An 11,637-nucleotide genomic window follows, 5' to 3' on the forward strand; every position below is an offset into this window, starting at 1 on the left:
TGTTCTTGAGAATGAGCTCATTTATTTAAGAGCTTTCGCACCCACGCCACTGGCGTTATCCTTGATTTCATCTTAATTGCCCCAGGGCGGCTAAATACGACCTTGAACGCACCCATCGAACCACATCGCTTTATCCTCGAGCCCTTTGAGGCTCGCCGCTTCGCCAATCTGTGCGGGCAATTCGACGAGCATTTGCGCTTGATCGAACAGCGCCTGACCATCGAGATCCGCAACCGCGGAAACCAGTTCGAGCTGATCGGCGACCCCAAGCACACCACGTCCGCGGAAAATCTGATTCGTCGCCTGTACCGGGAAACCAATGGTTCAGAGCTGTCGCCAGATACGGTGCACCTGTTCCTGCAGGAATCGGCCGTGGTCGAGCTGGACAATCACGCTCCCGCCGAAGCTTCCGTCGCCCTGCGCACCAAGAAAGGCATGATTCGCCCGCGTGGCTTGAATCAGCTGCGCTATGTGAAGGAAATCCTTGGTAACGACATCAATTTCGGCATCGGCCCGGCCGGTACCGGCAAGACCTACCTGGCGGTTGCCTGTGCGGTAGACGCGCTGGAACGCGAACAGATCCGGCGCATCCTGCTGGTGCGCCCGGCAGTTGAAGCGGGTGAAAAACTCGGCTTCCTGCCTGGCGACCTGTCGCAGAAGATCGACCCGTACCTGCGCCCGCTCTACGACGCGCTGTACGAGATGCTCGGCTTCGAATACGTGGCCAAGTTGATCGAGCGTCAGGTGATCGAAGTTGCACCGCTGGCCTACATGCGCGGTCGTACGCTGAACAACAGCTTCATCATTCTCGATGAGAGCCAGAACACCACGGTCGAGCAGATGAAAATGTTTTTGACCCGCATCGGTTTTGGCTCCACGGCAGTGATCACCGGCGACATCACCCAGGTCGACCTGCCCAAGGGCACCAAGTCCGGCCTGCACCATGTGATCGAAGTCCTGAAAGACGTGCCGGGCATCAGCTTCACGCATTTCATGCCCAAAGACGTGGTGCGCCATCCACTGGTGCAACGCATCGTCGAAGCCTATGAGCGCTTCGAAAATCGCGTGGCCGATGAACCTGCGAAGGACACGCGCCGCGATGCTTGAGCTTGACCTGCAAATCGCCACCGAAGCGTCCGCGCCCAGCGAAGCCGAATTCCGTCAATGGTGCGAACTGGCCCTGCGCCAGCGCACCGCCGATTCGGAAATGACCATCCGTCTGGTCGACGTGGAAGAAGCGCGCGAGCTCAATCACACCTGGCGCCAGAAAGATTACGCGACCAACGTGCTGTCGTTCCCGGCGGACGTGCCCGACGAGTTCCTCGACATCCCGCTGCTCGGTGATCTGGTGATCTGTGTGGCCGTGGTCGAGCGCGAAGCCGCCGAGCAAGGCAAGGAACTAAAGGCCCACTGGGCACATCTGGTCATTCACGGCTGTTTGCATTTGCTCGGTTACGACCATATAGATGACGACGAAGCCGAAGAAATGGAAGCGCTGGAACGGGAGTTGCTAGCCGAACTGGGCTACCCCGATCCGTACGCGGACGACGAAATCGACACAACCCCCACTGTTTAATACAAAGGATTCAGAGTAATCGCTATGAGCGAAGATCGATCGAGCAACGGGCAGAAGTCATGGCTGGGTAAACTCACCCAGGCTTTTGCCCACGAGCCGAAGAACCGTCAGGAGCTGCTTGAGCTGCTGCGCGATGCACATCAGAACAAACTGCTGGACAGCGAAGCGCTGGCCATCGTCGAAGGCGCCATTCAAGTGGCTGACCTGCAAGTGCGCGACATCATGGTGCCGCGCTCGCAGATGATCAGCATCAAGGCGACCCAGACACCCCGCGAATTTCTCCCTGCCGTGGTCGATTCGGCCCACTCGCGCTATCCGGTCATCGGCGAAAGCCATGACGACGTGATGGGCGTGCTGCTGGCCAAGGATCTGCTGCCGCTGATCCTCAAAGAGAACGGCGACAGCTTCAACATCAAGGATCTGCTGCGCCCGGCGACTTTCGTGCCGGAGTCCAAGCGTCTGAACGTATTGTTGCGCGAGTTCCGCGCCAACCATAACCACATGGCCATCGTCATCGACGAATACGGCGGTGTGGCTGGCCTTGTGACCATCGAAGACGTGCTGGAACAGATCGTTGGCGACATCGAAGACGAGCACGACGTCGAAGAAGACAGCTACATCAAGCCGCTGCCCAGCGGTGACTTCCTGATCAAGGCCCTGACGCCGATCGAGAACTTCAACGAGTTCTTCGACAGCGAGTTCTCCGACGATGAGTTCGACACGGTCGGCGGTCTGGTGATGAGCGCGTTCGGGCACTTGCCAAAACGCAACGAAATCACTGAAATCGGCGCCTATCGTTTCCGCATCCTGAACGCCGACAGCCGTCGGATTCATCTGTTGCGACTGACCCCAATCGCCCGGTAAAAAATCTAAGGACTGAAATGCGCTGGACAACCCGCCCCGGCTGGCCCGGTAACCTGCTGGCCGTGGCGGCCGGTGCTATCACCACTTTCGCTCTCGCGCCGTTCGATATCTGGCCGCTGGCCTTGCTGGCGGTCGGCCTGTTCTATGCCGGCCTGCGCGAGCTGAGCCCGCGTCAGGCGTTGGGCCGTGGCTGGTGCTTCGGTTTTGGCCTGTTCGGCGCCGGCACCAGCTGGATCTACTACAGCATTCACCACTTCGGCGGCGCTTCAGTGCTGTTGGCCGGGTTCCTGATGTTGCTGTTTACGGCGGCGATTGCCTGGTTCTTCGCCTTGCCCGCGTGGATTTGGGCGCGCTGGTTGCGCCGCAATGAAGCGCCACTGGGCGATGCGATGGCATTTGCCGCGTTGTGGGTGGGTCAGGAAGCGTTTCGTGGCTGGTTCCTCACCGGTTTCCCGTGGCTGTATTCCGGTTACAGCCAGCTCGATGGCCCATTGGCCGGACTCGCGCCAGTCGGCGGCATGTGGCTGGTGTCGTTCGTGCTCGCGCTGACCGCTGCGCTGATCTACAACACGCCGCGCTTGCTGAAAACCGGCCGTAAAGGTTTTGTGGTCGCAGGCCTGTTGTTGCTCGCCGGGCCGTGGGTCGCGGGCATTACGCTCAAGGGCCACGCCTGGACCAGCCCGGCCGGCGCGCCGCTGACGGTTGCTGCTATTCAAGGCAACGTCGCGCAGAGCATGAAGTGGGACCCGGCCGAACTGAACGCGCAACTGGCGCTGTACCGCGATTTGAGTTTCCGCTCGAAACCGGTGGATCTGCTGATCTGGCCGGAAACAGCCGTGCCGGTACTGAAGGAGTCGGCCGAGGGCTACCTGAGCATGATGGGCACCTTTGCCGCCGAGCGTAAATCGGCGCTGATCACCGGCGTGCCGATTCGCGAAATGGTCCGCCACGAAAGACGCTTCTTCAACGGCATCACGGTTCTTGGCGAAGGTGATGGCACTTACTTGAAGCAGAAACTGGTGCCGTTCGGCGAATACGTACCGTTGCAGGACATCCTGCGCGGGCTGATCGCATTCTTCGATCTGCCGATGTCCGACTTTGCCCGTGGCCCGGCGGATCAGGCGCTGTTGCAGGCCAAGGGTTATCAGATCGCACCGTTCATCTGCTATGAAGTCGTCTATCCGGAATTCGCCGCCAGCCTCGCCGCGCGCAGTGATTTGCTGCTGACGATCAGCAATGACACCTGGTTCGGCACCTCTATCGGCCCGTTACAGCACTTGCAGATGGCGCAGATGCGCGCGCTCGAAGCGGGACGCTGGATGATTCGCGCCACCAACAACGGCGTGACCGGACTGATCAACCCGTTCGGGCAGATCACCGAGCAGATCCCCCAGTTCGAGCAAGGCATTCTGTACGGCGAAGTCGTGCCGATGCATGACCTGACGCCGTACCTGCAATGGCGCTCATGGCCGCTGATCGTATTGTGTCTGGTGTTGTTCGGCTGGGCACTGATGGCGAGCCGGATGTCGAAAACCGTCTAAAGACGGCGCAACCCCTGTGGCGAGGGGATTTATCCCCGTTCGGCTGCGCAGCAGTCGCAATATCATTGCACGCGGTGCTCCTGACACATCGCAGGTGCAGGTTTTGGGGCGGCTGCGCCACCCAACGGGGATAAATCCCCTCACCACAAAGGCTCCTGCATTCAAAGGGTCAGTGTGTCAGCGGTAGAACAGCGAATACCCGACCTGCCCCACTGCTTCATTCAACAATTGCCCGCTCTGCCAGATCGACTTGAACTCCGGCATCCAGCCACCGAGCGGTCGGGCATTGTCAGTGCCGAGGAAACCAACCGGCGCCGGCACAACTTCAAATCCCGCCTGCTTGAAACTCCACACCGCGCGCGGCATGTGCCAGGCCTGGGTGACGACCACTACCCGTTTGACCCCTTGCGGCAGCAAAATCTTCGCGCTCAGTTCGGCGTTCTCCCACGTCGTACGGCTTTCGCCTTCCTGCCAACGCACCGCCACACCGAAATCATCCAGTAACGAATCAGCCATCAACTTGGCTTCCGTCGGCGGCGTACCGTAATGCAGACCGCCACTGGTCAGAATCGGAAGTCCCGAGGCCTTGGCCAAACGCGCTGCATAGCGCTGGCGCTCGAGCCCGACGCCGGTCGGCTGATCCTCGCCCCACGCCAGATCACCACGTTCACGCCCGGAACCCAGCACTACGATCGCATCGGCGCGCTGCGCCAGTGTTGTCCACTCTTCCCGGGGCAGCGGCGGCTCGCGCTCCAGCATCTTGGCGCTCCACTGCACCACCACCGGCAGACTCATCAGCAAGAACCCGCCAAACCCCAGAGCAAAACACAGCCCGGCCAGACGTGGCCGTGTGCGTCGCAGCCACCAGGCGGCGAGCAACAACAGCAAGAGAATGCCGGGCGGCAAGAGAAGTTGTTTAACGAAATAACGAAAAGGCATCGAGCATCTCCAAAGATGCCCGAAGCCTAAGTGGGTTAGTACAGCGCGACAACCGGTAGGAGCGGATCCCGTTGAAAAAGATCCGCTGTTTGACCTGCCATGCGTTACTTGGCCTGCAGAGTACGAACCTTTTCAATAACTCTGCCGGGCGCCTTGTCCTTGAGCCAGATGACCTTGGCCGAATGTGCTGCATCGAGCTGCTTCACTGCTTGCGACAAGCATCCGTGCGTTTCACGTTCACTGCGATCCAGATAGGCCTTGACCAGTTTGAACTCGGCGGGGCTCAAGCCACGCAATTCCAGTTCCAGGGGGCGCTCATCGCGCAGCCGGCCAGCGGTTTTGGCAGCATCCAGGGCCATTCCCAGACGGTCCATCAACCGCTCATACAACTCGGGTTTGGTAACGTTTTTTTGCTGTTGCTCCACCATCCCTCACCTCATTGAAGATAAGAATCACTCCCCAGTTAGAGCTTAGCTTCGCTGCACAATCCGGCTGTACGCCGCGACCAACGGCCCTCGCCAGTATTTGGCCGGCCAAAACGCCTGCAATCAGGGTTTCCCTAGGCCAAGCGCGGTCATGTATGCTACGGCGCTTCCTGTAACTCCACTTCCAGCATCCCCGGCCCGCTCCGGATGACGCATTGAAGAGGATTAGGCCACCCCTATCCAGTACAAAAGTAGCCATGCACGAACAATATCAGCCCCGTGAAATCGAAGCCGCCGCCCAGTCGTTCTGGGACGAGCAAAAGTCCTTTGAAGTCAGTGAACAGCCAGGCAAGGAGACTTTCTACTGCCTGTCGATGTTCCCTTACCCCAGCGGCAAGCTACACATGGGGCACGTGCGCAACTACACCATCGGCGACGTGATCTCCCGCTATCAGCGCATGCAAGGCAAGAACGTTCTGCAACCGATGGGTTGGGACGCGTTCGGCATGCCGGCAGAAAACGCCGCGATGAAGAACAACGTGGCACCGGCCAAGTGGACCTACGAAAACATCGCCTACATGAAAACCCAGCTGCGCAGCCTGGGTCTGGCGGTGGACTGGTCGCGCGAAGTCACCACCTGCAAGCCGGATTATTACCGCTGGGAACAATGGCTGTTCACTCGCCTGTTCGAAAAAGGCGTGATCTACCGTAAAAACGGCACCGTGAACTGGGACCCGGTCGATCAGACCGTTCTGGCCAACGAGCAAGTGATCGACGGTCGCGGCTGGCGCTCCGGCGCGCTGATCGAAAAGCGTGAAATCCCCATGTACTACTTCAAGATCACCGCCTACGCGGATGAACTCCTGGAGAGCCTCGACGAACTGACTGGCTGGCCTGAACAGGTCAAGACCATGCAGCGCAACTGGATCGGCAAGTCGCGCGGGATGGAAGTGCAGTTCCCGTACAACGTCGATTCCATCGGCGAAGCCGGCGCACTCAAAGTGTTCACCACCCGTCCGGACACCCTGATGGGCGCGACTTATGTCGCTGTTGCCGCTGAACACCCGCTGGCCACTCTGGCCGCTCAGAACAATCCCGAGCTGCAAGCGTTCATCGCTGAATGCAAGGGCGGCAGCGTTGCTGAAGCCGACGTCGCTACACAAGAGAAGAAAGGCCTGCCAACCGGCCTGTTCGTCGAGCACCCGCTGACTGGCGAGAAACTGCCGGTGTGGGTCGCCAACTACGTATTGATGCACTACGGCGACGGCGCGGTCATGGCTGTGCCGGCGCACGACGAGCGCGATTTCGAATTCGCCCACAAGTACGATCTGCCGATCAAATCGGTGGTGCGCACCAGCTCCGGCGAAACCAACCCGGCCCCATGGCAAGACGCCTACGGCGAGCACGGCACGCTGATCAACTCCGGCGAATTCGACGGTCTCGACTTCGCTGGCGCGTTCGACGCGATCGAAGTTGCGCTGATCAAGAAAGAGCTGGGCGCCTCGCGCACCCAGTTCCGCCTGCGCGACTGGGGCATCAGCCGTCAGCGCTACTGGGGCTGCCCGATCCCGATCATCCACTGCGAAACCTGCGGTGACGTGCCGGTGCCGGAAGATCAACTGCCAGTCGTCCTGCCGGAAGACGTGGTGCCGGATGGCGCCGGTTCGCCGCTGGCGCGCATGCCCGAGTTCTACGAGTGCAGTTGCCCGAAATGCGGCCAGCCTGCCAAGCGTGAAACCGACACCATGGACACTTTTGTCGAGTCGTCCTGGTACTACGCCCGCTACGCCTCGCCGCACTTTGAAGGCGGTCTGGTGGAAAAATCCGCGGCTGACCACTGGTTGCCGGTGGATCAATACATCGGCGGTATCGAACACGCGATCCTGCACCTGCTCTACGCGCGCTTCTTCCACAAGCTGATGCGTGACGAAGGTCTGGTCAGCTCCAACGAGCCGTTCAAGAACCTGCTGACCCAAGGCATGGTGATCGCCGAGACCTACTATCGTCGCGAAGCCAACGGTGCTTACACCTGGTTCAACCCGGCGGACGTGGAACTAGAGCGTGACAGCAAAGCCAAGGTCATCAGCGCCAAGCTGATCTCCGACGGTCTGCCAGTGGAAATCGGCGGCACCGAGAAGATGGCCAAGTCGAAGAACAACGGCGTCGACCCACAGTCGATGATCGATCAGTTCGGAGCCGACACCTGCCGTCTGTTCATGATGTTCGCCTCGCCGCCAGACATGAGCGCCGAATGGTCGGACTCCGGCGTCGAAGGTTCGCACCGTTTCCTCAAGCGCGTCTGGCGTCTGGCTCAAGCGCACGTCGCTCAAGGCCTGCCGGGCAAACTTGATATCGCCAGCCTGAACGACGAGCAGAAAGCCGTTCGCCGCTCGATTCACCTGGCCATCAAGCAGGCCAGCCACGACGTCGGCCAGAACCACAAATTCAACACCGCCATCGCCCAGGTGATGACGCTGATGAACGTGCTGGAAAAAGCCGCGCAAGTGACCGAGCAGGATCGCGCGCTGGTTCACGAAGGTCTCGAAGCCGTGACACTGTTGCTGGCGCCGATCACACCGCACATCAGCCATGAGTTGTGGAATCAACTGGGTCACGCTGACCCGGTGATCGACGCTGTTTGGCCGGTGGTGGATGAATCCGCGCTGGTGCAGGACAGCCTGACCCTGGTCATCCAGGTCAACGGCAAACTGCGCGGTCAGATCGAAATGCCGGCCACCGCCACTCGCGAAGAAGTCGAAGCCGCCGCCCGTATCAACGAGAACGTGCTGCGCTTCGTCGATGGCCTGACTATTCGTAAAGTGATCGTAGTGCCCGGGAAACTGGTCAATATCGTCGCCAGCTAATTGGATCGGGCGCCAGGTTTGCCTGGCGCCGAGTAAAACCTTTCGGGCTGCAGAGCCAGCCCACATGGTTTCAAGGGGAGCAACAAGATGATCAAACGCAATCTGCTGGTGATGGGCCTCGCTGTCCTGCTGAGCGCCTGTGGTTTCCAGCTGCGCGGCACTGGCACCAACGAGCTGAGCATCAAGGAACTCGACCTGAGCGCGCGCAACGCTTACGGCGAGACCGTGACGCAACTGCGTCAGGTGCTGGAGTCCAGCGGCGTGAAAGTGATTTCCGGCGCGCCGTACAAGCTGTTTCTGGCTGATGAGCAGGAAAGCCAGCGCATTCTGAGCTATGCCGGTGCCGGTCGTACGGGTGAGTATCAGGTCAATACTGTGCTGAACTACGACATCCGGGGTGACAAAAATCTGCTGCTGCTGAGCGACAAGCTTGAAGTGCAGAAAGTGTTCATCCACGACGGCAACAACCTGGTCGGTTCCGACCAGGAAGCCAACGACGCCCGTCGCGAAATCCATCGTGAGCTGGTTCAACGCATGATGCTGCGCCTGCAACAGCTGACGCCGGTTCAGTTGGAGCAGTTGCAACAAACCGCCAACAACCGGGCCAAGGCAGAAGCCGATGCGCTGGAAGCGGCGCAGAAAGCTGAAGCGGAAACCCCGCGTCAGTCGCCGCTCGAACTGCCGCAGCAGTAAGACGTACGGGGCGCTCAGGCGCCCCGTTCGCCGTTTCTTATGAAGCTCGCTCCCGCCCAACTCGGTAAGCACCTGCAAGGCGCTCTCGCGCCGGTCTACATCATCAGCGGCGATGATCCGCTGTTGTGTCAGGAAGCTGCCGACGCCATCCGCGCTGCTGCCCGTCAGCAGGGTTTCGACGAACGCCAGGTATTCGCCGCCGACGCCAGTTTCGATTGGGGCGCGTTGCTGATGGCTGGCGCGAGCATGTCGCTGTTCGCCGAAAAACGCCTGCTGGAACTGCGCCTGCCTTCGGGCAAGCCTGGAGACAAAGGCGCCGCCGCGCTGATCGAATACTGCTCACGCCCCGCTGAAGACACCCTGCTGCTGATCAGCTTACCCAAGCTCGACGGCAGTGCGCAGAAAACCAAGTGGGGCAAAGCGCTGGTCGAAGGTCAGCAAACCCAGTTCGTGCAAATCTGGCCGGTGGATGCCAACCAGTTGCCGAGCTGGATCCGTCAGCGCCTGTCGCAAGCCGGATTGTCGGCCAGTCAGGACGCGGTCGAGCTGATCGCGGCACGGGTCGAGGGCAATCTGCTCGCCGCCGCGCAGGAAATCGAAAAGCTCAAGCTAATGGCCGAAGGCGGGCAGATCACCGTCGAGACCGTGCAAGCCGCCGTGGCTGACAGTGCGCGATTTGACGTGTTCGGCCTGACCGACGCGGTGCTCAACGGTGAAACTGCTCACGCGCTGCGCATTCTCGAAGGACTGCGCGGTGAAGGCGTCGAGCCGCCGGTGATTCTCTGGGCATTGGCGCGCGAGTTGCGCCTGCTGGCCAACATCGCCCTGCAATATAGCCAGGGTACACCGCTGGACAAGTGCTTCAGTCAGGCGAAACCGCCGGTCTGGGACAAGCGCAAACCGCTGATGAGCAAAGCCCTGCAACGCTATACAGCGCAACGCTGGGCGCAACTGTTGCTCGAGGCGCAGCGCATTGATGCGCAGATCAAGGGTCAGGCTGCCGGGTCGCCGTGGATGAGTCTGAGCCGGTTGGCGTTGTTGATGGCCGGCCAGCGTCTGTCATTGCCCGCCGAATAAGATCTTTTGACTTTTTTCCTACACAAATCTCAGCCGTCTGCCCACTAGACAGACGCCTGACATCGGCCGATCATTTCCCGCGCAAAAACCCACTCACTCGAGAGAATCCTCATGAGCAAAAAGCCATCGAAAAATGGCCCGAACAAGGCCAAATCCATCATCGCCCAGCCGCTGTTCCGCAGCCGCCAGGAACGCCCGGCCAAGGGCAAAGGCAGCTACCGCCGCGAAGCCTTCCAGTCTGACAGCTGGGGGGCTTCTTACTTTCTGGCCGCTTAAAGCGCAGCACCCCCTCCTCATGTTAAGGTCTGCACCTGATTCGTATCTTCTGGACCTGTGCATGCCCTTTTGTATTCCTCGTCGTTGGCCCTTCAGCCAACTGATCGCTGCATCCAGCTTCGTACTGCTTGTCGCCTGCGCGGAAAAACCCACCGCTGCCGACGCACAACCGCTTCAGACCGTTCCCGTTTCCACGGCCCCAGCGATCATCCCGCCGGTAGTGCCGACTGGTGACAACCTCGATCTCCAACCTTCCCAGACATTTGCCGAATGGCAGGCCGGTTTTCGCAGGGATGCTCTGGCCGCCGGGATTCGCGCCGACCTGTTCGACCGCGCCTTCGCCGATGTCAGCTTCGACGCCAGCGTGATCCGCGCCGACCGCAGCCAACCCGAGTTCTCGCGTCCGGTGTGGGAATACCTCGACGGAGCCCTGTCGCCCCTGCGCGTACGCAAGGGTCAGGCGCTGCTCACGCAGTACGCCGATATTCTGCAAAGCATCGAGCAGCGCTACGGCGTCGATCGTCAGGCACTGGTGTCGGTGTGGGGCATGGAGAGTAACTTCGGCCAGTTCCAGGGCAGCAAATCGGTGATCAACTCGCTGGCGACTTTGGCTTACGAAGGCCGGCGTCCGGGCTTTGCCCACGCGCAATTGATTGCAGCGCTGCAGATTCTGCAACAGGGCGATATCACCCCGGAGAAGATGCTTGGCTCCTGGGCCGGCGCCATGGGCCAGACTCAGTTCATTCCGACCACTTACAACACCCATGCCGTGGATTTCGATGGCGACGGTCGCCGCGACATCTGGGGCAGCCCGGCCGATGCATTGGCATCGACTGCGCACTACCTGCAAAGCTCGGGCTGGCAGCGTGGCCAGCCCTGGGGTTTCGAGGTGCAGTTGCCGAGCGGTTTCAATTACACCCTGGCTGACGGCACGATGCGCAAAACCGTCGCTGAGTGGCGGCAGTTGGGCGTGATTCTGCCGGGGGGCAGCCAAGGTTCCGAGCAACTCTCGGCCGCCCTGCTGCTGCCGGCCGGTTATCGCGGCCCGGCGTTTTTGGTCCTCGACAACTTCCGCGCGATCCTCAAGTACAACAATTCGTCGTCGTATGCGTTGGCGGTGAGTCTGTTGTCCGAGCGCTTCGCCGGTGCCGGCCTGATCAATGGCTCGTGGCCGAAAGACGACATGCCGCTGAGCCGCTCCGAGCGTATTGAATTGCAGAACCTGTTGAGTGCGCGCAATTACGATGCCGGCACGGCGGACGGGATTATCGGCGCGAATACGCGCAAGGCGATTCGCGCTGCGCAGCAGGCGCTTGGCTGGCCGGCGGATGGGTATCCGACGCACAAGTTGCTGGAAAGCCTGCGTACGCAATAAGGCAAGA

Annotated in this window: 11 protein-coding genes; 9 read left to right on the forward strand and 2 right to left on the reverse strand. The window is 60.4% G+C overall.

The features are described from left to right. The first annotated feature begins 102 nt into the window (after nucleotides 1-102). Genes ACOI8A_RS25095 through lnt form a run of 4 tightly spaced genes read left to right on the forward strand, consistent with a single transcriptional unit; the run spans nucleotide 103 to nucleotide 3,981 of the window. The gene (locus ACOI8A_RS25095) at nucleotides 103-1,107 is read left to right on the forward strand and encodes a PhoH family protein (RefSeq protein WP_420648518.1); all 1,005 of its coding nucleotides are present in this window, start codon (nucleotides 103-105) and stop codon (nucleotides 1,105-1,107) included. Beyond that, nucleotides 1,100-1,576, forward strand: a complete 477-nt coding sequence (ybeY, locus tag ACOI8A_RS25100) for an rRNA maturation RNase YbeY (RefSeq protein WP_420648519.1) — start codon at nucleotides 1,100-1,102, stop codon at nucleotides 1,574-1,576. The genes ACOI8A_RS25095 and ybeY overlap by 8 nt, the downstream gene beginning before the upstream one ends. A 24-nt stretch (nucleotides 1,577-1,600) precedes the next feature. After that, a complete protein-coding gene (locus tag ACOI8A_RS25105) occupies nucleotides 1,601-2,440 on the forward strand; it encodes an HlyC/CorC family transporter (RefSeq protein ID WP_007909641.1) in 840 nt (279 codons plus the stop codon). A 17-nt stretch (nucleotides 2,441-2,457) separates the two neighbouring features. Further along, entirely contained in the window at nucleotides 2,458-3,981 is a 1,524-nt protein-coding gene (gene lnt, locus ACOI8A_RS25110) for an apolipoprotein N-acyltransferase (RefSeq protein ID WP_420648520.1), read from the forward strand. Nucleotides 3,982-4,158: 177 nt separating this feature from the next. Here lnt and ACOI8A_RS25115 read toward each other — a convergent pair whose 3' ends face one another. Beyond that, nucleotides 4,159-4,920 carry a YdcF family protein gene (locus tag ACOI8A_RS25115; RefSeq protein WP_420648521.1) on the reverse strand — a complete coding sequence of 254 codons (762 nt, stop codon included), beginning with the start codon at nucleotides 4,918-4,920 and terminating at the stop codon, nucleotides 4,159-4,161. A 104-nt stretch (nucleotides 4,921-5,024) separates the two neighbouring features. Next, complete coding sequence (locus tag ACOI8A_RS25120) at nucleotides 5,025-5,348, reverse strand: hypothetical protein (RefSeq protein ID WP_420648522.1); 324 nt, start codon at nucleotides 5,346-5,348, stop codon at nucleotides 5,025-5,027. Between the two features lie 254 nt (nucleotides 5,349-5,602). Between ACOI8A_RS25120 and leuS the strand changes: the two genes are divergently transcribed. The 5 genes from leuS to ACOI8A_RS25145 all read left to right on the forward strand — a co-directional run bounded on the left by leuS (nucleotide 5,603) and on the right by ACOI8A_RS25145 (nucleotide 11,630). Beyond that, nucleotides 5,603-8,209 (forward strand): leucine--tRNA ligase, encoded by a 2,607-nt coding sequence (gene leuS / locus ACOI8A_RS25125; RefSeq protein WP_420648523.1) that lies wholly within the window; start codon nucleotides 5,603-5,605, stop codon nucleotides 8,207-8,209. An 87-nt stretch (nucleotides 8,210-8,296) separates the two neighbouring features. After that, on the forward strand, nucleotides 8,297-8,902 hold the full coding sequence (lptE, locus tag ACOI8A_RS25130) for an LPS assembly lipoprotein LptE (RefSeq protein WP_420651374.1): 606 nt from the start codon (nucleotides 8,297-8,299) through the stop codon (nucleotides 8,900-8,902). Between the two features lie 39 nt (nucleotides 8,903-8,941). Further along, nucleotides 8,942-9,979: a DNA polymerase III subunit delta gene (holA, locus tag ACOI8A_RS25135; protein ID WP_420648525.1), complete on the forward strand. Its 1,038-nt coding sequence runs from the start codon at nucleotides 8,942-8,944 to the stop codon at nucleotides 9,977-9,979. A 111-nt stretch (nucleotides 9,980-10,090) separates the two neighbouring features. Beyond that, entirely contained in the window at nucleotides 10,091-10,255 is a 165-nt protein-coding gene (gene arfA, locus ACOI8A_RS25140) for an alternative ribosome rescue factor ArfA (RefSeq protein WP_420648526.1), read from the forward strand. 61 nt (nucleotides 10,256-10,316) lie between these two features. Then, nucleotides 10,317-11,630 (forward strand): lytic murein transglycosylase, encoded by a 1,314-nt coding sequence (locus ACOI8A_RS25145; protein ID WP_420648527.1) that lies wholly within the window; start codon nucleotides 10,317-10,319, stop codon nucleotides 11,628-11,630. The last annotated feature ends 7 nt before the right edge of the window (nucleotides 11,631-11,637 follow it).

This window comes from Pseudomonas sp. P4795, from assembly GCF_048822895.1.
GTDB lineage: Bacteria > Pseudomonadota > Gammaproteobacteria > Pseudomonadales > Pseudomonadaceae > Aquipseudomonas.